This is a genomic window from Neorhizobium sp. T6_25 (assembly GCF_002968555.1).
GTDB lineage: Bacteria > Pseudomonadota > Alphaproteobacteria > Rhizobiales > Rhizobiaceae > Neorhizobium.
Window position 1 is genome coordinate 134,029 of sequence record NZ_PVBL01000016.1, and the last position, 21,471, is coordinate 155,499.

Sequence of the window (21,471 nt, forward strand, 5' to 3'; positions counted from 1 at the left end):
TCTCCCCGCAGGCGGGGAGAAGGGATTTGCCGCGCCGTCGCCGGTCACCCTCGCCCGCCTACGGGGAGAGGGTGCGCCGAGCGGAGCGGAGGCGGGGTGAGAGGCTCACCCCAATGCTGTCATCAAAGGCCGCTGTCCTTGACCTTCTGGGCGATGTCGGCGTCGATGCGCGTGAAAGCGTCATCGAGTTTCAGTTCGCCGGCCAGCGTCTGACCGACGCGGGTGACGACCGCGGCATAGACCGTGTCGGACCAGCGCCAGCCGGGCAGCTTCAGGGCGGTGTCGGCCGTGGTCTTGGATGCCTCGACATATTTGGTCAGGGCAGCCTTGGCGAAGGCGTTGTCGGTCTTGAAGTCGAGGCCGCCCTTGTCGACGACGCCCTTGTGGCCGGGCAGGAAGAGGGTGCGCTCGGAGAATTCCTTGACGATCTTCTCCTGGGCGAACCAGTCCATGACGGCCGCAACGTCCTTCGGGTTCTTGGTGTATTTCACGGCGACGAGTGCCGCGCCGCCGGGCATGCCGGTGCAGGCTGCCGGGCCGCAGGGGCTGCCGGTCGCGACCCAGTCAAAGCTGTTGCCGATCTTGGTCGTGAGGTTCGCCACCTGCCAGGAACCGGAATAATAGAAGGCGAGCTGGCCGTTGATGAAGTCTTCGGCCGCGGCGCGGTAGGTCGAGCCGGCTGCCGAGACCCAGACGTCCTTGGCGAAGGAGCCTTCACCGACCCAACCGACGAACTTGGTCAGGAAGTCCTTGGCGCCCTTGTCGAGCGGTGCCGGTTTGCCGTCCTTGCCGACATAGTTGGCGCCGTAGGACAGGAGCGGAGCAGTCAGGCGGTGGCCGGAGCGGTCGATCGCCATGGCGAACGGAAGCTTCTGGCTATCCTTGACCTTTTTGGAAGCAGCCGCCCATTCTTCCCAGGTGGCCTTCGGGCCCGGAAGCGGAACGCCGGCCTGGTCGAAGAGGGTCTTGTTGGCATAACCGCCGGTCAGGGTGATCTGCGTCATGAAGCCGGAGATCTGCTTGGAGCCGTCCGGACGCATCCAGTCGGCCTGGGCGCCGAAATTATCGTCCCAGTACTTGGCGTCCTTGACCAGCGGGCGCAGGTCGAGCCAGTGCCTGGAGAGGTCCTTGATCGCCGTGACGCGGGCGATATCCGGGCCGTTGCCGGCTTCGAGCTGCACGGGCAGCTGGTCCTTGATGACGCTGTAGGCAACGTTGTCGAGGATGACGTTGATGCCCGGGTTTTCCTTCATGAAACGGCCGACGAGGTCCTTCATGACGTCGCCTTCGACGCCGTCCGAATACCACATGATCCGCACGTCGCCGGCATGTGCCGCCGTCGACATGAGAAGGGCGAGCGCAGCGCCCGCCAGAAGCGATTTGGTTTTCATGCTCATTTCCTCCTCTGAATGGACGGGCCTCCACCCGTCCGGTTTTTAGATCACGAAGCACTCAGCATCGTTGCTTCGCCTTTTACTGTGTAATCCGACCGCGCGATCACGCGACCTTCGGCTTCCACGGAGCCGTCTTTCCTGAAGCGGACGGTACCATATTCCGGGTCCTCGACAACGACGGTGCCGTCGGATTCCTGTCTCGGGGCGAGCCCGCTGAAGCGGTACTCGACGGCAGTGAGATTGTCCGCTTCGCAGACGCGGACAATCCAGCGGGTCTTCTGGCCGTACTGGCGCAGTTCAGCGCCTGCCGACGGGCCTTCGGTGACGGCCTCCAGCTTCGAGGCGGTGCGCAGCATGACGGCGCCCTTGCCGGAGCGGGCAAGCGCCACGCCGCCGGAAACAAGCGTTTCGTCGAACTCGGCCTTGGGGAACCAGGCATGGGTGAAATCCGGCTGTTCCTCATAGGTAGTGAATTCGAGGATCGCCAGACCGCGGTATTGCTGCGCGCGGGGGATGGTGCCGCAGCCGCCCCAGTAGGACGGGCGGCCGTAGCCGAACTGGATGGTCTCGCCCGGATGGTTGATCCAGATCGCAGCTTCCGGCTTGTCGCCGAGGCGCAGATGCAGGATGGTCTCCTGGTAACCCCATTCGTTCCAGCGGTAATGAGCCGTCGAGCCCATGGCGAAATGCTCGCCCTTGTAGTGGTAGAGCGCCGCAAAGGAATTTTCGCCCTGGGCGAAACGCCATTCCTGGTGCTGGCTGCCGCGGTGATCGGCAATCGCGGCGAATTCGGCAGGGATTTCGAGACCATGATCGCGCAGGCAGACGGCCATCTGCGGCAGGCAGTGGACGCGGCGGCCGTACCAACCCTTCCCCCAGAGCAGGCGGGCAACGCCGGACAGTTCCAGCGATCGGCCGGCGCAGAGCGTGTGCTCGTAGGAGCGGCCTTGCGCTGCCGTCACCATGCCGTGATGGGCGGAGCGGGCGATGATTTCGCAGAGGCGGACGATGCCGGCCTTGGCGCGGTCGGCGATATCCTTGTCGGGCGAAAGGGCTGCAAGCGCCGTCAGGCCCTTGAGGTCGATCGGGAAATAGGGGGCGGAGTTGAACTCGGCCATTTCCCAATGTTCGAAATGGTCGAGCCAGGCGCGGACGCGGGCGGCACCGACCTTTGCCTGCTCCGAACCCTTGCGGCCGCAGCGGACGAAGGTGGCGTCGGGCAAGAGACTGCCGCCGAGATAGGCCGAGGTGTGGAACAGCAGCGCGTGGTTTTCGGAGAAATACCACTGCACGTCGTTACCCGGTTCATCCATCCAGTAACGGTAGTTGAGGATGGCGCCGTCGATGCGGGCACGGGTCTTCTCGTTGATGTCCTTGCCCCAGACGGTGCGCGACCAGATGAGCGGCACCAGCGAGAAGTCGGCGCAGTCGTGGCAGTCCTCGATCGAGGGCAGGATTTCCTCGATCATCGCATCCGTATCGGGACCGGACCGGCCGCTTGCCAGACGGGCGAAGGCGCGGACCGTATCGCGTTCGGAATTTTCCGAGATTTGCGCCAGGGTCTCGGTGATGCGATCGCTCAGCGATGCAGGAGCCTGCCCCTGGCTTTCGGCGTGGCAGATCTCGACGCCCAGCGAACGGGACACGACGAAGCCGCCGGCATTGAGGGTGATGCGGAAGTGGCGGAAGTCGGCGGGCGCCTTTTCCGACGGGCCGATATTGAGGCTGGTGGCGCCGGCGGCCAGGGTGAAGTCGAAATCGAAGCGCTCGCGCGACATGAAATCGCCTTCGACCGCGACATTGACCTTAACCTCGACCGGCAGGGGCGCGGAGAGAAGCAGGGTGATATCGCCGCCGAAATAGTGCTGGCGGTCGAAATACATGGTGTCGAGCGCCTTTTCGAGGCTTGCGGCGACGGGGCTCGTGACCGGAACCGGCATGGCGACACTGGCAGCCGGGCCGGAGAGATAGTCGAACTGATAGAAATAGCGGGCGTCACGCTCGGCGAGGTCGTCGAAGAACAGCGTGATCTCGTTGAGGCCGGCGACCAGCGGCAGTTCGAATTCCTGCTTGGCTTCGAGATTGCGGCTGTAGGGCGCCATCCAGCCGGCTTCCGTGCCGTTGACCCAGATGACGGCGCCGCCGCAGGTGCCGAGGCGGATTTTTGCCGTGCCGGCGGTTTCCGCCTCGATATAGGTGCGGGTCCAGGTGGCGAGCCGGGTCGGACGGAACCAGAAGCCGGAGAGATCGAGCCGCGGCGAACCGAAAGGCAACCACCAGCGGGTGGCATCGAAGGAGCCGCGGACATCCGGGCGCTTGCCGCGATAGGTGTCTGCAAAGATGGTGCGGCACGGATATTCGTGCGGAATGAAGTTCTTGACCTTGGTCAGGAAGAAGAACGGGTCCATCTCGCCCTTCATCGGGGCATCGGGCACGTCGAAACGCTCTTCGGCGATGCGGCCGAGCTGCCAGTATCGGACGGCTTCGCCCGGCTTCAACGTCTTTCGCATCCAGTTTGCTTCGGGATTCATGGCAGTCTTATCTCAGCTCGCTCAGGGCCACGGGGGCCACGTCGTTGTATTCCTGGTTCTCGCCGGTCATGCCCCAGACGAAGGCGTATTGCGCGGTGCCGGCACCCATATGGATCGACCAGGCGGGCGAGAGAACCGCGTCGAGGTTCTTGACCACGAGATGGCGCGTCTCTTCCGGGCGGCCCATCAGGTGGATGACCCGTTCCTCTTCGGGCAGATCGAAATAGCAATAGGCTTCCATGCGGCGCTCATGCAGATGCGGCGGCATGGTGTTCCAGATGCTGCCGTCGGCAAGGTCGGTGATGCCGAGCAGAAGCAGGCAGGACGGCGTGACTTCCGGATGGATGTACATGCGCAGGTTCCGCAGATTGGCGCGCTTGGGATCGCCGAATGTCAGCATCTTCGATTCCGACTGCTTGATGAGGCGGTGCGGAATGTCGGCGCCTGCAGGAACGGAGTTCATGTAGAACCGGGCCGGCTTGTCGGCCGAGGCGCTGGCTACGGAGATTTCCTGGGCGCCGCGGCCGACATAAAGCACGTCGCGGTTTTCCAGGGTGAAACTCTTGCCGTCGACTGAGACGACGCCGGTGCCGCCGAGATTGGCGATGCCCATTTCACGGGCCGACAGCAGGAAGGGCGTGCCGATCTCTTCGCCCGAACCGAAGCTCAGCGTCGACGATACCGGAACAGCGCCGCCGACGATCAAGCGGTCGACATGGGTGTAGGTGAAGCTCACCCTGTCGGCCTGGAACAGGTCTTCCATCAGGAATTCGGCCCGCAGGCGAGCGGTGTCATAGGTCTTGATGTCGTTGGGGCCAGCCCCGTAAAGAACCTTCATCGTCATGCTGTCTCGCCTCCCGGTTCCACATGCCGGATGGCTTCGGAGAGGCACAGGATCGAAAGCGCCTGCCCATAGCCGGTCGGCTGGATGGGAATATCCCGATAGAATTGCAGATCATGGCCCATGCGCGTTCCGTAGGAAACGTTGAGCACGGTGCCGGTTTCGTCGATATTGGCAAGTACCGCTTCAACGGCCTTGAGGCCGGCGGCGCGCCATTCGGGGGTGCCGAGGCCGAGACGGTAACCTTTGAGCAGGCCGTAACCAAAGCCAGCCGTCGCCGAGATCTCCTCGTAGGAGGACGGGTCGTCGAGCAGGGTGCGCCAGGCGCCCGAAGCGGCCTGCAGCGGCAGCAGTGCATTGACCTGCGCCGTCAGCACGCCAAGCAGGAAATCCTTTACCGGCTTCGAAACCTCGGCGAGGTCGAAAAGGTCGAGCATGCCGGCGGTGATCCAGGCATTGCCGCGCGCCCAGCGGGCTTCCGCAAAATTATGGCGGCCCTGGAACGTCCAGCCATGGAACCAGAGGCCGGTCTTCGTGTCGGCGAGGTAACGGGAATGGACGAGGAACTGCTTTGATGCCTCATCGACCAGCTCGCGGCGGCCGCTCGCCTCGCCGTAGGAGGCGAGGAAGAGGGCGACCATATAAAGCGTATCGTCCCAGAGTTCGTCGTTATTGACCTTGTCAGAGACGTGGTGCTCGAAGGCGCCTTCCTCGGTGCGGCCCATCTCGCTCATGACGCGGTCTGCCCAGGCGTCGAGAACCGGCTTCCAGCGCGGGTCGCGGGTTTCGCGCCAGAGGACGGAAAGGCCGAGCATCGGCGCCGTGGTGTTGACGTTGAGCGTCGGGAGCCCGGCGTCGATGCGGGCAGAATACCAGTTCTCGATCAGCGCCTTCAGGTCGTCGCGGCCGGTGAACAGCCAGAGACGGATCAGGCCGTAGAGGCCGACGCCCTGCGGCCATTCCCAGCTTTCGAAAGAGATATAGTCGCCGGCGGTCCCGTCGAGATTGGGTTCGTGGAAACGGCCATCGTCGCGAAGCCCGGTCATGCCGGTCACGAGGCGGTCAAGCTTTTCACGGATGTCCCGGGCTGAAAGGCCCATGTCTCAATTCCTCCCTGTGCTGCAGCATTTGCTGCGCAGCATTGCGATCCGCTTCTCCCAAACGTGCCGTCATGAAAACATCTGAAAATTGATTGCGCAATCTGAAAATTTTTTGCAGTGTGCGCATGGATGATGGGAGGATGTCATGGCGGCGACGATCGTGCCGGGCAAGCGCGGCAAGAAAAGCCGGCGGGTGCGGCTGGAGGATATTGCGGGAAAGGTGGGCGTGTCGCTGAGCACCGTGTCGCGGGCGCTGGCCGGCGAGAAGGGCGTGCGCGCGGACATCCGCCAGCGGATCATGGAGGCAGCGAAAGACGCCAATTACGCAATGCCGACGCCGGTCGCCGGCAAGAAGGTGATCCTGGCGGCATCGAGCGCGGCGATGATCGACTACGTGCGCAACCAGTTCACGCTCTATGTGCTGGAAGGGTTGCGGGATCGCGCGCAGGCTCTCGGGCTCGATATCGTCACCCGTGCGGTCGCCGACCAGTCGGAGGAAAAGGTGGTGCTGGAAGAGGCGCTGGTCGATCCGGACGTCGCGGGCCTGCTGTTTCTGACCGTCGACGACGAAGGGATGCTCGAGGCTACCCGCGGCTTCGGCAAGCCGGTCGTGCTGATCAACGGTGACGATCCGATGATGCGGCTGTCGAGCGTGACCCCCTGCAATCGGTCGGCGGCGCATCTGGCCACCGACTATCTCATCCGGCTGGGGCACAAACGCATCCTCTTCCTGATGCGTCCGGGCCGGCGGACGATCGACCGGCGCCGCGAAGGCTGGCAGGATGCCTTCCAACACCACGGCTTGCCTTGTCCCCCGGATCTCGTCGTGCCGGTCGAGGACTGGCTGCCGGAGCTTGCCGCCCAGGCGATCAGCGAGCGGTTGCGCAGGAACGGGCTCGATTTCACCGCCGTGCTGACGGCGGGCGACAGTCTCGCAGTCGGCGCGATGATGGGGGTGCAGCAGATGGGTTATACCGTGCCGGGCGACGTTTCGGTGATGGGCATGGACGACCTGCCGCAGGCCGCCTTCCTCAATCCGCCGCTGACCACAGTGCATGTACCGATGCGCGAGCTCGGCGCCGTGGCGCTCGATCTTTTGCGGGACGGGATGACCGGATTTGCAAATCCGGCACGGCGGGTGGAGCTTGCTTGTCACATTGCCGAGCGGCAGTCGACCGGACCGGCCAGAGGCTAGCCCCGGCCAACTCGTTTATTCATGCGCCATTCAGAGCCGCGCTGGAACAATGGGAATGTCTCGAACATTGATATTCGGCGAAATCCGTTTGGCAGATGGTCGGTCCGGTTCGCGCGTTATTCGGTTTCTCAGGAGGAAGCCCGTGAAGAAAATTCTGATGTCCGTTGCGGCACTTTGCGCCCTGTTCGTGGCGCCGTCGATTGCGGATGCGGCCGTGCGCGGGGTTGCCACGGCCAATGTCAACATGCGGTCCGGGCCAAGCACCGGCTATCCGGCCGTCGACGTCATTCCGGTCGGTGCGGCGGTAACGATCTACGGCTGCATGAGCAGCGTCAATTGGTGCGACGTCGCCTTCGTCGGCGGACGCGGCTGGGTGTCGGGCAATTACGTGCAGGCGACCTATCGTTCCAACCGCGTCTATGTCGCCCCCGACTATTACGAGGGCCTCGGCATTCCGATGGTCACGTTCGACGTAGGCAACTATTGGGGCCGCTACTATCGCCACCGCGACTTCTACCGCGATCGCGATCGCTGGGACCGGTACGACTGGAGACGCGAATCCCGTCTTCCGCCGCCCCCGCCGCCGCCGCCGCGCTGGGATCGTGACGGAGCCCCGCGCTGGGACCGGGACCGCAGCTGGAGCCCGGGCGACCGGCAGCCGCCGCGTCCGCCAGTATGGCAGGGATATCCCGACCGTTTCTTCACAGACCGGGATTGACTGCAGCCGGCCCCTTTGCGGCTCGGCCGTGACGATGACCGGCAACCTGAACCGCTGATCCCGCCCAAAAATTCAAGGAGGCCGCCTATGGGTGGCCTTTTTGCGCCGGGCATTAAGCCAAGCTCGCGCCGAAGCGTACCGTTCCGCTATGTTCTGACCATTGCGCCTTTTCAGCCTTTTCGATAAGAGACGCCGCAACTCGGTGATCCTGTCGCAAACGACGGGATCTCGGGACGGTTTGAAAGCAGGCGCCCAAGGCTCCCAAGCCTCTTGGCGAAACAGTGGTTTTTGTCGGTATGGCTCGCATCGTCATGAAGTTCGGCGGCACTTCGGTCGCCAATCTCGAACGCATTCACAACGTCGCGCGCCATGTGAAACGTGAGGTTGAGGCCGGGCACGAGGTCGCGGTCGTCGTCTCCGCCATGTCCGGCAAGACCAACGAGCTTGTCGGCTGGGTTCAGGACATGCCGAAGGTCTCCGGCGCCAACTCGCCTTTTTACGACGCACGCGAATATGACGCGGTGGTCGCATCCGGCGAGCAGGTGACGTCCGGCATCCTCGCCATCGCCCTGCAGTCGATGGGCATCAATGCCCGGTCCTGGCAGGGCTGGCAGATCCCCATCCGCACCGACAGCGCCCATGGGGCGGCGCGGATCATGGAGATCGACGGTTCCGAGATCGTCAAGCGGATGGGCGAGGGCCAGGTGGCTGTCGTCGCCGGCTTCCAGGGGCTCGGCCCGGACAACCGGATCGCGACGCTCGGCCGCGGTGGTTCCGACACGTCGGCGGTGGCGATCGCGGCTGCGGTCAAGGCCGACCGCTGCGACATCTATACGGACGTCGACGGCGTCTATACGACCGACCCGCGTATCGTGCCCCAGGCGCGGCGCATGAAGAAGGTTTCCTTCGAGGAAATGCTCGAAATGGCGTCGCTCGGCTCGAAGGTTCTGCAGGTGCGCTCGGTCGAGCTCGCCATGGTCCACAAGGTCCGCACTTTCGTGCGTTCCAGTTTCGAGGATCCCGATGCGCCGGGCATGGGTGACCTTTTGAACCCGCCCGGTACTTTGATTTGCGACGAGGAAGAAATCGTGGAACAGGAAGTCGTCACCGGCATCGCCTATGCCAAGGATGAAGCGCAGATTTCGCTCCGGCGCCTTGCCGACCGGCCGGGCGTGTCGGCTGCGATTTTCGGCCCGCTCGCCGAAGCGCATATCAATGTCGACATGATCGTGCAGAACACGTCGGAAGACGGCTCGCGCACCGACATGACCTTCACCGTACCTTCGGGCGACGTGCAGAAGGCCATGAAGGTGCTCGACGACAACAAGGAAAAGATCGGCTTCGACGTCGTCCAGACCGAATCAGGCCTGGCGAAAGTCTCGGTCATCGGCATCGGCATGCGCAGCCATGCGGGCGTTGCCGCGCACGCTTTCAAGGCACTTGCCGAAAAATCCATCAACATCAAGGCGATCACCACCTCGGAAATCAAGATTTCGATCCTGATCGACGGTGCCTATTCCGAACTCGCCGTTCGGACTTTGCATTCCGCCTACGGTCTCGATAAGAGTTGAGAATGAACCGTTTGGACGCGCCGGCAGTTGTAGGCGCCGTCTTGCGGTTGGGGTGACCTCGTTTCGGGAGAGCATAGGCGATGAGAGACCTGTCGGCAGGTCCGCGCGTTCTGTTGAAGCGGCTGCGCGAGTTGATGGCGGAGCCGCTCGAGCCACAGGAGCGCCTTGACCGGATCGTCCGCCAGATCGCCAGCAACATGGTGGCCGAGGTCTGCTCGGTCTATGTGCTCCGCTCCGACGGCGTTCTCGAACTCTACGCCACCGAAGGCCTCAAAAAGGAAGCCGTCCACACTTCGCAGCTGAAGATGGGCCAAGGCCTCGTCGGCACGATCGCGGCGTCCGCGCAGCCACTCAACCTTTCCGATGCGCAGGCGCATCCGGCCTTCCGCTATCTCCCCGAAACGGGTGAGGAAATCTACCATTCCTTCCTCGGCGTGCCGATCCTGCGGGCCGGCCGCACGCTTGGCGTTCTCGTCGTCCAGAACAAGGCGAGCCGCAACTACCGCGAGGACGAGGTCGAGGCGCTCGAAACCACGGCGATGGTGATCGCCGAGATGATCGCCACCGGCGAGCTCAAGAAGATCACCCGGCCGGGCCTCGAGTTGGACCTCACGCGCGCCATCACCATCGATGCCGACGCCTATAACGAAGGCATCGGCCTTGGTCATGTGGTGCTGCACGAACCGCGTATCGTCGTCACCAATCTCCTCAACGAAGATGCGGAGAAGGAAGTGATCCGGCTGGCGGAATCGCTCGGGTCCCTGCGCATCTCGATCGACGACATGCTGTCGCGCCGCGAAGTATCCCAGGAAGGCGAACATCGCGAGGTGCTCGAAACCTATCGGATGTTCGCCCACGACCAGGGCTGGGTCCGCCGCATGGAAGAAGCGATCCACAACGGCCTGACGGCGGAAGCCGCGGTCGAGAAGGTCCAGAGCGATACCAAGGCGCGGATGATGCGCCTGACCGATCCCTATCTGCGCGAGCGGATGCATGATTTCGACGACCTGGCCAACCGGCTTCTGCGCCAGCTGACGGGTTTTTCCGGCCGCGCCTTCGACGAAGGTTTCCCGACGGACGCTATCATCCTCGCCCGCGCCATGGGGGCCGCCGAACTGCTCGACTATCCGCGCGCCAGCCTGCGCGGCCTGGTGCTCGAAGACGGAGCGGTGACGAGCCACGTGGTGATCGTTGCGCGGGCCATGGGCATTCCGGTCGTCGGCCAGGCGGCGGGTGTCGTGGCGCTTGCCGAAAACGGCGATCCGATCATCATCGACGGCGACGATGGCCAGATTCATCTGCGGCCGGTTCTCGACCTGCAGAAGGCCTACGAGGAAAAGGTGCGCCTGCGGGCCCGCCGGCAGGAGCAGTTCAAGGCGCTGCGGGACGTCGAGCCGGTCACCAAGGACGGCAAGCGCATCAGCCTGCAGATGAATGCCGGCCTGCTGGTGGATCTGCCGCAGCTTGCCGAGTCCGGCGCCGACGGCATCGGCCTCTTCCGCACCGAGCTGCAGTTCATGATCGCCTCGACCATGCCGAAGCTCGAGGAGCAGGAGAGCTTCTACCGCAACGTCATCAAGCAGGCGGCCGGCCGCCCGGTGACGTTCCGCACGCTCGACATCGGCGGTGACAAGGTCGTCTCCTATTTCCGGGCCCAGGAAGAGGAAAATCCGGCGCTCGGCTGGCGGGCGATCCGCCTGTCGCTTGATCGTCCGGGCCTGCTGCGCACCCAGCTTCGGGCGCTGCTCCGGGCCTCCGCCGGCGCCGAACTCAAGATGATGCTGCCGATGGTGACCGAGGTTTCGGAAATCCACGCGGTGCGGGAACTGATGCAGAAGGAAGTGCAGCATCTTTCGAAATTCGGCCACAGCCTGCCGCGCAAGCTGCAGTTCGGGGCGATGCTCGAAGTGCCGGCGCTGATGTGGCAGCTCGACGAGCTGATGGCGGAAGTGGATTTCGTCTCGGTCGGTTCGAACGATCTGTTCCAGTTCACCATGGCGGCGGATCGCGGCAATGCCCGGGTTTCCGATCGTTTCGACAATCTCGGCAAGCCGTTCCTGCGCATTCTGCGCGATATTGCTCGGGCCGGCGAACGCAACAAGACGGTGGTGACGCTGTGCGGCGAGATGGCGGGCAAGCCGCTCTCCGCCATGGCGCTTCTAGGGGTCGGTTTCCGCTCGGTTTCCATGTCCCCGACTTCGATCGGGCCGGTCAAGGCGATGCTGCTCGGGCTTGACATCGACAAGCTGTCCGCTGAATTGAACGTGGCGCTCGACGATATAAGGTCGACGGAGCCGATCCGTGCGCTGCTTGTGCGGTTCGCCGAGGCCAACAATATTCCCGTCTAGCGGATAAAAAGAATAAACGGAGTTAGTGGGTGGCGAAGCTTCCTATCGAAAAGATGCGCGAGCTGGAACGCCGGTTCGGCGAGATCGAGGCGCGCATGTCGGAAGGCCCGGCTGCCGACGTCTATGTGAAGCTGGCGTCCGAATATTCCGAACTGCAGCCGGTGGTGCGCAAGATCCGCGAATACGAGAAGTCGATCGCCGAGGTGGCCGACCTGCGGGCGATGCTGACCGACAAGGGCACCGACCGCGAGATGCGCGAACTCGCCGAAATGGAGCTGCCGGACGCCGAGGAACGGCTCGAGACGCTGGAAAAGGACATGCAGGTCCTGCTTCTGCCGAAGGACGCGGCCGACGAGAGGAGCGCGATCCTCGAAATCCGCGCCGGAACGGGCGGCAACGAGGCGGCTCTTTTTGCCGGCGACCTGTTCCGCATGTACGAGCGTTATGCCGCCACCAAGGGCTGGAAGGTCGAGGTGTTGTCGGCAAGCGAAGGCGAGGCGGGCGGTTACAAGGAAATCATCGCGACCGTGACCGGCCGCGGCGTCTTTTCCAAGCTGAAGTTCGAATCCGGAGTGCACCGCGTGCAGCGTGTGCCCGATACCGAAGCGAGCGGCCGCATCCACACCTCGGCTGCGACCGTGGCGGTGATGCCGGAAGCCGAAGAGATCGATATCGAAATCCGGCCGGAAGACATCCGCATCGACACGATGCGCTCGTCGGGCGCCGGAGGCCAGCACGTCAATACGACCGACTCCGCGGTCCGCATCACCCACATGCCGAGCGGCATCGTGGTGACCAGTTCTGAAAAGTCTCAGCACCAGAACCGCGCCAAGGCGATGCAGGTGCTGCGCACCCGCCTCTACGACATGGAGCGCCAGAAGGCGGACAGCGAACGTTCCGCCGATCGAAGGAGCCAGGTCGGCTCCGGCGATCGGTCCGAGCGCATCCGCACCTATAATTTTCCGCAGGGGCGGGTTACCGACCACCGCATCAACCTGACGCTTTACAAGCTCGACCGGATGATGGAAGGCGATATCGACGAAGTGGTCGATGCGCTGATTTCCGACTATCAGGCCGGCCAGCTGGCGCAGCTCGGCGAGCAACACGGATGACGACGCTCGGAGCAGCCGTCACGGATGCCAGATCGCGGTTCTCGGCGGCGGGCCTGCCGGATGCGGCGATCGAGGCACGGCTGCTGATCGGCGGGTTGCTCGGGCTTTCCAGCACCGAAGTCTTCACCGGCGGCGAGCGGCGGCTGACGGAGGAGGAAACCTCCCGGATCTCGAAAGCGGTCGAGCGCCGCTTGAAACGGGAGCCCGTGCACCGCATATTAGGATTACGTGAATTCCACGGCATGGAGCTCCTGATTTCGAAGGAAACGCTGGAGCCACGCCCGGACACCGAAATCCTGGTGGATTCGATGCTTGCCTATGTGAGGCAGATTGTCGCATACAAGGGTTTGGCACGCATTCTCGATCTTGGTACCGGAACCGGAGCGGTCGTTTTGGCACTGCTGAAGGAAAGCCCAAAGGCCCAAGGGATCGGCAGCGATATTTCGCAGGATGCCCTGCAGACGGCGGCGCGGAACGCGGCGCGGCTGGGAATGGCCGAGAGATTTCAGGTGGTCCGCAGCCATTGGTTCAACGCAATTTCCGGCCGGTTCGACATAATCGTGTCAAATCCGCCCTATATACGAAGCGATGTTATCCCCGCATTGGACCCGGAAGTCCGGGATTTCGATCCGCTGGCAGCGCTAGATGGAGGTCCGGATGGGCTTGAAGCCTATCGCGCGATTGCAGCGAGTGCAGGAGATTTCCTCGAAGAGGACGGCGTTATCGGCGTCGAGATCGGGTTCGATCAGAAGGAAACCGTGACCGCGATTTTCCGCGTCGCCGGCTTTACGCCGGTGGAGGCGGTCCGCGATTATGGCGATAATGATCGGGTTCTCGTATTTACCGTGAATCACCCTTGATTTTGCAGGCAAAAGAAAAGGCTTGGATTTCCGGAGGAAGCGGGATAGCTTGCAAATACGCACTGGGACGGCTGGGAATGAACAGCGATTCGTTCGGGTTACAGGGCAACCCTTTGATCCTTCTCTTTTCGAAGAGTTGCGAAGGTTGAACAATTCCCGGTGCGTGAATCAGTTAATTTGACTTTCACAAGCGGCAGGACGCTTTGATCGGCCTGTGCGCGGCACGCGAAGTCTTGTTCGGCTCTGTCCGGCAGACCGCGTGGCCCCTTATCAGCGAAGACAGAGAATTGGTGAACGATAGATGAGGCCAGGACAGCAGAACAAACGCGGTCGAGGTCGCGGCAGTAACAATAATAACAATAGTGGCGGCGGCGGCGGAAATAACAACTTCAACCGCAAGGGCGGCAATCCTCTCAGCCGCACCTACGACAGCTCCGGCCCGGATGTGAAGATCCGCGGGACCGCCCAGCATATCGCCGAAAAATATAGCCAACTCGGCCGTGATGCCCAAAGCTCCGGCGACCGCGTGATGGCGGAGAACTATCTCCAGCACGCCGAACACTATAACCGCATCATTGCCGCCGCACAGGCGCAGATGCAGGATCGGTTCCAGCACGACAATCGTGGCGACTACCAAGATCGGGACGGCAACGTTCAGGATCAGGACGACATGGACAATAGCGATGGCGAGGACAACGGTTACTCGCAGCAGCCGTCCATGGACGAGGCTCCGCAGCCGCAGGTCCAGCAACAGCAGCCGCGCCGGGAGCAGCCCCGTGAACAGCGCGAGCCTCGCGAGCAGCGGGAACCCCGTGAACAACGGGAGCCCCGCGAACAGCGTGACCAGCAGCGCGAACGCCCCCGCCGCGAAAATCGTCCGGAACAGCCGGCAGTCGCAGCGGTTCCGACACAGGTCGCAGCACCCCAGCCGGTTGCTCCGGTCATCGATGGTTCCGGCCCGCAGCCGGTGATCGAAGGCACGCCCGCGGAAGTGGCGGTCGAGGAAGAGGCACAGGCAGAAGCCACGCCGCGCCGTCGTCGCGCCGCCGGCAGCCGCCCGCGTCGTCCGCGTCGTGGCGAAGGCGCCGGTGAAGAAGGTGGTTCCGAAGGCGAAGCCTCGGGCGACGGCTCGCAGCCGGCCCTGGCGGATGCAGCTTCGGAATAAGCCACACTATAGACAACGAGATCAAGAAGGCCGCTCGGGAAACCGGGCGGCCTTTTTCTTCGAGCAGGGATTGCCTTCTGCTTCAGGACCGAGGCTGGCGCCGATCGCGGACGGAGCGGGCAAGCTCCTCAAGCACCAGGACCGATGCCTCCCAGTCGATGCAGCCGTCGGTGATGCTCTGGCCGTAGACGAGAGGCTTGCCGGGCACCAGATCCTGGCGTCCTCCGACGATATTGCTCTCGATCATCATGCCCTTGATGGCCATGTTGCCGGCCGCCATCTGCGTCGCGACGTTTTTGACGACCAGCGGCTGGTTCATCGGATCCTTGCCGCTATTGGCATGGCTGGCATCGATGAGAATGCGCGGCTCCAAGCTGCGTTTCGCCGCGTCCGTGGAAACGGCCTCGACATCGGCCGCCGCGTAGTTCGGCTGCTTGCCGCCGCGCAGGATAACGTGGCAATCCTCGTTGCCGGTCGTCGTGGCGATCGCGGCCCGGCCGTCCTTGGTCACCGCCGGGAAATGGTGCGTCTGCGATGCGGCCAGTATGGCATCGAGCGCAACCGCGACGCCGCCATCGGTGCCATTCTTGAAGCCGATCGGGCAGGAGAGGCCGGATGCGAGCTGGCGATGTACCTGGCTTTCGGTCGTCCGTGCACCGATCGCCCCCCAGCTGACGAGGTCGGCGATATATTGTGGCGTGATCGTATCGAGGAATTCGCAGCCGGCCGGAAGGCCCGTCGCATTGATATCCAGAAGAAGCTGCCGGGCGATCCTCAAACCCTCTTCGATCCGGTAGCTGCCGTCGAGATGTGGGTCGTTCATCAGGCCCTTCCACCCGACGGTGGTGCGCGGCTTTTCGAAATAGACGCGCATGACGACTTCGAGATCGCCGCTGAAACGTCGTCGCTGTTCTTCCAGCCGGGCCGCATAGTCCCGTGCTGCGATCGGGTCATGAATGGAGCAGGGACCGATGACGACGATCAGCCGGTCGTCCTCGCCATGCAGGATGCGATGGACGATGTCACGCGTCCGGGTCACCGTCCCGGTGACCGCCTCGTTGCGCGGGATTTCGGCGATGATGTCGGCGGGGATGGTCAGCGGTGTGATCTCGACGATGCGGCGATCGTCGACGGTATTGGCGGGACGGGCATTCTGCACGGGCATGGCTCCTGTTTGGTGCTACCGTGCGGAATTGAAAAAGCCGCCAGGTAGACTAGCGGCTTGAGGGAATGTCGTTGCGTCGAAATCAGCTACGCACGGACCCGCATCCGCTGGGGAAAGCGGTAGCTATAAAATCGCGAGGCGTGGGCGGACGTGAAAGACATGCGGTTTCTGTATTCGCTGGATTGTGGATTGTCACGCGGAAAATTCGTGAGGTTTCCGCTCGTGGATTTTCAGCTTCTGAACACTTTAAACACGAGAATCCGCTTACCATATCTCCAGCAACGCCGAGGTTTCGGCAGGGCTCGCCTTTGAGGGAGCTCAATCTCAATCATCGGTCCGTGCCTTATCAAGGGCGGGTCGATCACTGGAGGTACCAGAATGAACATCGAAAAATACTCCGAGCGCGTCCGCGGTTTCCTGCAGTCGGCTCAGACCCAGGCTTTGGCTTCGGGTCACCAGCAGTTTACGCCTGAACATGTGCTGAAGGTGCTGCTCGACGACGATCAGGGCATGGCGTCCTCGCTGATCGATCGCGCCGGCGGCAATTCCAAGGAAGCGCGCATCGCCAACGACGCCGCACTTGCCAAGCTTCCCAAGGTTTCCGGCGGCAATGGCGAAATCTATCTCTCCCAGCCGCTCGCCAAGGTTTTCTCGACCGCGGAAGAGGCAGCCAAGAAGGCTGGCGACAGCTTCGTCACCGTCGAACGCCTGCTTCTCGCGCTTGTCATCGAAAGCTCGGCATCGACGTCGGCGACCTTGAAGAAGGCCGGCCTGACGGCGCAGGGCCTCAACCAGGTGATCAACGATATCCGCAAGGGGCGCACGGCGGACGGCGCCAATGCCGAGGCCGGTTTCGAGGCCCTGAAGAAATATGCGCGCGACCTGACGGCGGAAGCCCGCGACGGCAGGCTCGATCCGGTGATTGGCCGCGACGACGAAATCCGCCGCACGATCCAGGTTCTCTCCCGCCGCACCAAGAACAATCCGGTCCTGATCGGTGAGCCCGGCGTCGGCAAGACGGCGATCGCCGAAGGCCTGGCGCTGCGCATCATCAACGGCGACGTGCCGGAAAGCCTGAAAGACAAGAAGCTGATGGCGCTCGACATGGGTGCCTTGATCGCTGGCGCGAAATATCGCGGCGAATTCGAAGAGCGTCTGAAGAGCGTGCTCAACGAAGTGCAGTCGGAAAATGGCCAGATCATCCTGTTCATCGACGAGATGCACACGCTGGTCGGTGCCGGCAAGTCCGATGGCGCGATGGATGCGTCCAACCTGCTGAAGCCGGCGCTTGCCCGCGGCGAACTTCACTGCGTCGGTGCGACCACGCTCGACGAATACCGCAAGCATGTGGAAAAGGATCCGGCGCTTGCCCGCCGTTTCCAGCCGGTCGTGGTCGACGAGCCGACGGTCGAGGACACGATCTCGATCCTGCGCGGCCTCAAGGAAAAATACGAACAGCACCACAAGGTCCGTATCTCGGATTCGGCACTTGTTGCGGCCGCGACGCTTTCCAACCGCTACATCACCGACCGGTTCCTGCCCGACAAGGCGATCGATCTGATGGACGAAGCCGCAGCTCGGTTGCGCATGCAGGTGGATTCCAAGCCCGAGGAACTCGACGAACTCGACCGCCGCATCATGCAGCTGAAGATCGAGCGGGAAGCGCTGAAGCGGGAAACCGACAGTGCTTCGGTCGACCGGCTGGCGAGGCTCGAGGGCGAAGTCACCTCGCTCGAAGAGCAGGCGGATGCGCTGACGGCCCGCTGGCAGGCGGAAAAGCAGAAGCTCGGCCTTGCCGCCGACTTGAAGCGGCAGCTCGACGAAGCCCGCAACGAACTTGCGACCGCCCAGCGCAAGGGCGAGTTCCAGCGTGCCGGAGAGCTGACCTATGGCGTAATCCCCGAACTGGAAAAGCGCCTCGTGGAGGCGGAAGCCCAGGACAGCTCGACCAATGCGATGGTGCAGGAAGTCGTAAACCCGGATGCGATCGCCCACGTGGTGTCGCGCTGGACCGGCATTCCGGTCGACAAGATGCTGGAAGGCGAGCGCGACAAGCTGCTGCGCATGGAGGACGAGCTGGCGAAATCCGTCATCGGCCAGGGCGATGCGGTCCAGGCTGTCTCGCGTGCGGTTCGCCGTTCGCGTGCCGGGCTGCAGGACCCGAACCGGCCGATCGGCTCGTTCATCTTCCTCGGCCCGACCGGGGTCGGTAAGACGGAGCTGACCAAATCGCTGGCCCGCTTCCTGTTCGACGACGAGTCCGCGATGGTTCGCCTCGACATGTCGGAATACATGGAGAAGCATTCGGTCGCGCGGCTGATCGGTGCACCTCCGGGTTATGTCGGTTACGAGGAAGGCGGCGCGCTGACCGAGGCGGTGCGGCGCAAGCCCTACCAGATCGTGCTGTTCGACGAGATCGAGAAGGCGCATCCGGACGTGTTCAACGTTCTCCTGCAGGTGCTCGACGACGGGCGATTGACGGACGGGCAGGGCCGCACGGTCGACTTCAAGAACACGATGATCATCATGACCTCCAATCTCGGAGCGGAATACCTGACCGCTCTTCGCGAGGGTGAGGATTCCGAAAGCGTGCGCGAGCAGGTGATGGACGTGGTGAAAGCCTCGTTCCGACCTGAATTTTTGAACCGCATCGACGAGATCATCCTGTTCCATCGCCTGAAGCGGAACGAGATGGGGGCGATCGTCGATATCCAGATGAGGCGGCTGCTGTCGCTTCTGGCGGAGCGGAAGATCGCCATCGATCTCGGTCCGGATGCCCGCGAATGGCTGGCCGACAAGGGTTACGATCCGGTCTACGGCGCTCGTCCGCTGAAGCGGGTGATCCAGAAGTTCATGCAGGATCCGCTCGCCGAGCAGATCCTCGGCGGCCAGATCCCGGACGGCTCGACTGTCGCGGTCAGCGCCGGTTCCGACCGGCTGCTCTTCCGGGTCAAACGGGTGGTGAGCGAGGCTGCGTAAGCCGAACCGAACGTTGAAAAGCAGAATGGCGGCTTCGGCCGCCACTCTTGTTCGTGCCCAGTTGATCCGGTAAAGGCCTCAGCGGCTGGCGACCTCGTCGGCCGACTGGGTGTTGAGGATCGTATCGATCCGCTTGCGTTCCTCTTCGAAACGGGCGAGCGCCTTGCCGTTCAGCGAATTGCCGCCCGGCAGGCGGATCTTCATCGCATCGACCTTGGTGCCGTTGACGATCAGCTCGTAGTGAAGGTGGGCGCCGGTCGATTGGCCGGTGGAGCCGACGTAACCGATGACCTGGCCCTGGGTGACCTTGGCGCCTTCACGAACACCTGGCGCGATGGCGCTCTGGTGATTGTAGGAGGAGACGTAGCCATTGGCGTGGCGGATGAGCGTCTGGTTGCCATAGCCGCCGGAATCCCAGCCGGCCTTTTCGACGACGCCGTTGCCCGTGGCGATGATCGGCGTGCCGCGCGGGGCGGCCCAGTCGGTGCCGGTATGCATGCGGGAATAACCGAGCAGCGGGTGGCCGCGCATGCCGAAGCCGGAGGTCATGCGGCCGTTCGGAAGCGGGTTGCGCAGCAGGAATTGCCGGATGCTCTTGCCGTCCTCATCGAAATAATCGACCGAGTTGTCGTCGGGGTTCTGGAAGCGGTAAAAACGGCTCGTCGTGTCGCCGAACCGGGCATTCACGTAAAGCAGCTGGGAATCCTTGTTGGCCTGGCCCTTTTCGTCGGCGACCGAGAAGAAGGCCTCGATTTTGTCCGCCGGCTTCAGCTGGGCCTGCAGATCGACGTTGCTGGCAAGCAGTTTTACCAGCGTGCCGGTCATCTCCTTGCTCATGCCGTAAGAGAGGGCTGCCCGGTAGATGCCGTCATAGACGCGCGGCAGTTCCCGGCCGGCGACGATCTGTGGTGATTGTTCGCTGAAGGCGGAGGCGACCGCGTCCAGCATCGGCGGCTCCTGGCCGTCCACAAAGCGGCCGTGATCGTCGAGAGCGACGGTTACCCGGTGGTCGCCGCGGCGATAGAGGCTGGCGCGGACGACGAGGACCATGTCGCCTTCCTGGATGACGCCGATGCGCAGCACGTCGCCGATGGAAAGGTCGGCCTCGCCGAGGCGGGACTGCAGGTAGCCGGAAATCTCTCGCGCCTTGCCTTCCGGATACCCGACCTCGGTCATCGCCTGGCTGACCGTCTCGGCCTTGCGCACGGGAATGATGTCGTCGGCATATTCGCGGGTGCGGGCGTTGATCGCCTCAGGCATCGAAACCGAGATGTTTTCCTCGACGACGCGGGCCGAAAGGCCGGCGGTGATATCGAGACCGCCGCCGTCCTCCTTCGAGGAGAAGCGCTGCGGGTCGACATAATAGAGCGCCGAAAGCTGGCCGTTGCCGTCGGTGAGCACCGAACCGTTGGAGCGGACGTTTTCTTCGACCTCCTCCAGCGTCATCGCCTGCGCGAAGGCATACATGCTGCCTTTGATGGGGAAGGCCACGGTCTGGAGACTGACCTCGGACTCGACATTCGAGCCGTAGATGACGCCGGCACGCGCGGCAGGCGGCGGCGGGGTCTCGCTCGACGAGAAGATCGTCATCGGATCGAAGTTCGGGTAATCTTCCTGCGCCACGTGGTTTGCGGCAAGATTCATCTTTACATGGGCGAAAGGCTTGCGGCGGACGACTTCCTTGTTACCCTCGTGCACGACCGTCGAGACTTCCATCACCTTCCGGTCGGTCGGCATAGCGACGATATTGCTGCCGAGCAGCCTTTTGCCGCGCGAGGCAGCATCTGCATCGTTGGTCGGGATTGAGGCGGAGGCTTCGGCGGGGATGGCAAGCTGCTGACGGCCGTCGAGGGCGGCAAACAAAGCAACGCCCATCAGGATCGAAGAGGTAATGCCGGTCAGGAAGGTGCCGGACAGCCAACGCAACGAAATCTCACGTCGATCCGGAGCGCGACGGCCGTCGGCGAGGATCGGCGGTTCGTTGCCGAGCGAGCGGATCATGCTGCGGGCCGTCATCATGCCAATTAAAGCCAGTCCCTGATACTCGTTATTGCCGTAGGCAGCTTCTATACTGCCTGCGGGACCTTGGGCCAAACATGTGCCCCTTTCAGTCTAGAGAGTCAAATCGGCCGCGGTGCAAACGCGTACACTTCACCGAGGCGTCGTTCCGATTCCCTGCTGCAATCGTGGTAACCATGAGATTGTGAATTTGTCGGGGCGGTTTTGGGGCAGGGGCCAAAAGGGCGCTGTTTATGCCCGTCTCAGGGGCTCGAAAGTCGGGAGAAAACGGCTTTCACGGAGTTTTCATGGAAATTCACCTTTATAATCAAGTGGATGTCGTTTTTCTCAAGATTTCTGAATCAATGCTGTTGACTTCAAACTGGGGTCGGCACTATAACCCGCTCACTGAACGAGGGCGGCGGCGCTGCTGGCGACGACGACTTTCGTTCTTCAGAAATCACTGATTGATTGGCGCATGCTGGTTGGGACCG

The 21,471-nt window shown here is 62.9% G+C and carries 14 protein-coding genes; 8 read left to right on the forward strand and 6 right to left on the reverse strand.

Annotated elements, in window-relative coordinates:
• Positions 1-122: 122 nt before the first annotated feature.
• The 4 genes from C5L10_RS20985 to C5L10_RS21000 are packed head-to-tail and all read right to left on the reverse strand — an operon-like array spanning position 123 to position 5,866.
• Entirely contained in the window at positions 123-1,391 is a 1,269-nt protein-coding gene (locus tag C5L10_RS20985) for an ABC transporter substrate-binding protein (protein ID WP_046665355.1), read from the reverse strand.
• A gap of 50 nt (positions 1,392-1,441) precedes the next feature.
• Positions 1,442-3,925: a hypothetical protein gene (locus C5L10_RS20990; RefSeq protein ID WP_105431220.1), complete on the reverse strand. Its 2,484-nt coding sequence runs from the start codon at positions 3,923-3,925 to the stop codon at positions 1,442-1,444.
• Between the two features lie 7 nt (positions 3,926-3,932).
• Positions 3,933-4,769, reverse strand: a complete 837-nt coding sequence (gene kduI, locus C5L10_RS20995; RefSeq protein WP_105431221.1) for a 5-dehydro-4-deoxy-D-glucuronate isomerase — start codon at positions 4,767-4,769, stop codon at positions 3,933-3,935.
• Positions 4,766-5,866: a glycoside hydrolase family 105 protein gene (locus C5L10_RS21000; protein WP_105431222.1), complete on the reverse strand. Its 1,101-nt coding sequence runs from the start codon at positions 5,864-5,866 to the stop codon at positions 4,766-4,768. Before C5L10_RS21000 ends, kduI begins: the two co-directional genes overlap by 4 nt.
• A gap of 145 nt (positions 5,867-6,011) precedes the next feature.
• On the opposite strand from C5L10_RS21000, the gene C5L10_RS21005 reads away from it, so the two are divergent.
• The 7 genes from C5L10_RS21005 (at position 6,012) to C5L10_RS21035 (ending at position 14,835) form a co-directional block, all read left to right on the forward strand.
• A complete protein-coding gene (locus C5L10_RS21005) occupies positions 6,012-7,061 on the forward strand; it encodes a LacI family DNA-binding transcriptional regulator (protein WP_105431223.1) in 1,050 nt (349 codons plus the stop codon).
• Between the two features lie 142 nt (positions 7,062-7,203).
• A complete protein-coding gene (locus C5L10_RS21010) occupies positions 7,204-7,779 on the forward strand; it encodes an SH3 domain-containing protein (protein ID WP_371411962.1) in 576 nt (191 codons plus the stop codon).
• A gap of 296 nt (positions 7,780-8,075) precedes the next feature.
• Positions 8,076-9,350, forward strand: a complete 1,275-nt coding sequence (locus C5L10_RS21015; protein WP_046605362.1) for an aspartate kinase — start codon at positions 8,076-8,078, stop codon at positions 9,348-9,350.
• Between the two features lie 80 nt (positions 9,351-9,430).
• The gene (gene ptsP, locus C5L10_RS21020) at positions 9,431-11,698 is read left to right on the forward strand and encodes a phosphoenolpyruvate--protein phosphotransferase (protein ID WP_046664946.1); all 2,268 of its coding nucleotides are present in this window, start codon (positions 9,431-9,433) and stop codon (positions 11,696-11,698) included.
• 29 nt (positions 11,699-11,727) lie between these two features.
• On the forward strand, positions 11,728-12,810 hold the full coding sequence (gene prfA, locus C5L10_RS21025) for a peptide chain release factor 1 (RefSeq protein ID WP_105431224.1): 1,083 nt from the start codon (positions 11,728-11,730) through the stop codon (positions 12,808-12,810).
• A complete protein-coding gene (gene prmC / locus C5L10_RS21030) occupies positions 12,807-13,670 on the forward strand; it encodes a peptide chain release factor N(5)-glutamine methyltransferase (protein ID WP_105431225.1) in 864 nt (287 codons plus the stop codon). The genes prfA and prmC overlap by 4 nt, the downstream gene beginning before the upstream one ends.
• 301 nt (positions 13,671-13,971) lie before the next feature.
• Positions 13,972-14,835 carry a DUF4167 domain-containing protein gene (locus tag C5L10_RS21035; protein WP_105431226.1) on the forward strand — a complete coding sequence of 288 codons (864 nt, stop codon included), beginning with the start codon at positions 13,972-13,974 and terminating at the stop codon, positions 14,833-14,835.
• Positions 14,836-14,917: 82 nt separating this feature from the next.
• Here C5L10_RS21035 and C5L10_RS21040 read toward each other — a convergent pair whose 3' ends face one another.
• The gene (locus tag C5L10_RS21040; protein WP_245448071.1) at positions 14,918-15,994 is read right to left on the reverse strand and encodes a 3-deoxy-7-phosphoheptulonate synthase; all 1,077 of its coding nucleotides are present in this window, start codon (positions 15,992-15,994) and stop codon (positions 14,918-14,920) included.
• A gap of 384 nt (positions 15,995-16,378) precedes the next feature.
• Between C5L10_RS21040 and clpB the strand changes: the two genes are divergently transcribed.
• On the forward strand, positions 16,379-18,979 hold the full coding sequence (gene clpB, locus C5L10_RS21045) for an ATP-dependent chaperone ClpB (RefSeq protein WP_105431228.1): 2,601 nt from the start codon (positions 16,379-16,381) through the stop codon (positions 18,977-18,979).
• Between the two features lie 78 nt (positions 18,980-19,057).
• On the opposite strand, the gene C5L10_RS21050 is transcribed toward clpB, so the two are convergent.
• A complete protein-coding gene (locus C5L10_RS21050) occupies positions 19,058-20,998 on the reverse strand; it encodes a M23 family metallopeptidase (protein WP_105431229.1) in 1,941 nt (646 codons plus the stop codon).
• Between the last annotated feature and the right edge of the window lie 473 nt (positions 20,999-21,471).

Excerpts from the sequence above, each read along its gene's own strand:
- clpB (WP_105431228.1), top strand. The coding sequence starts at position 16,379 with ATGAACATCGAAAAATACTCCGAGCGCGTCCGCGGTTTCCTGCAGTCG.
- prmC (WP_105431225.1), top strand. The coding sequence starts at position 12,807 with ATGACGACGCTCGGAGCAGCCGTCACGGATGCCAGATCGCGGTTCTCG.
- C5L10_RS20985 (WP_046665355.1), bottom strand. The coding sequence starts at position 1,391 with ATGAAAACCAAATCGCTTCTGGCGGGCGCTGCGCTCGCCCTTCTCATG.
- C5L10_RS21050 (WP_105431229.1), bottom strand. The coding sequence starts at position 20,998 with ATGATGACGGCCCGCAGCATGATCCGCTCGCTCGGCAACGAACCGCCG.
- ptsP (WP_046664946.1), top strand. The coding sequence starts at position 9,431 with ATGAGAGACCTGTCGGCAGGTCCGCGCGTTCTGTTGAAGCGGCTGCGC.
- C5L10_RS21005 (WP_105431223.1), top strand. The coding sequence starts at position 6,012 with ATGGCGGCGACGATCGTGCCGGGCAAGCGCGGCAAGAAAAGCCGGCGG.
- C5L10_RS21035 (WP_105431226.1), top strand. The coding sequence starts at position 13,972 with ATGAGGCCAGGACAGCAGAACAAACGCGGTCGAGGTCGCGGCAGTAAC.
- kduI (WP_105431221.1), bottom strand. The coding sequence starts at position 4,769 with ATGACGATGAAGGTTCTTTACGGGGCTGGCCCCAACGACATCAAGACC.
- C5L10_RS21015 (WP_046605362.1), top strand. The coding sequence starts at position 8,076 with ATGGCTCGCATCGTCATGAAGTTCGGCGGCACTTCGGTCGCCAATCTC.
- C5L10_RS21000 (WP_105431222.1), bottom strand. The coding sequence starts at position 5,866 with ATGGGCCTTTCAGCCCGGGACATCCGTGAAAAGCTTGACCGCCTCGTG.
- C5L10_RS20990 (WP_105431220.1), bottom strand. The coding sequence starts at position 3,925 with ATGAATCCCGAAGCAAACTGGATGCGAAAGACGTTGAAGCCGGGCGAA.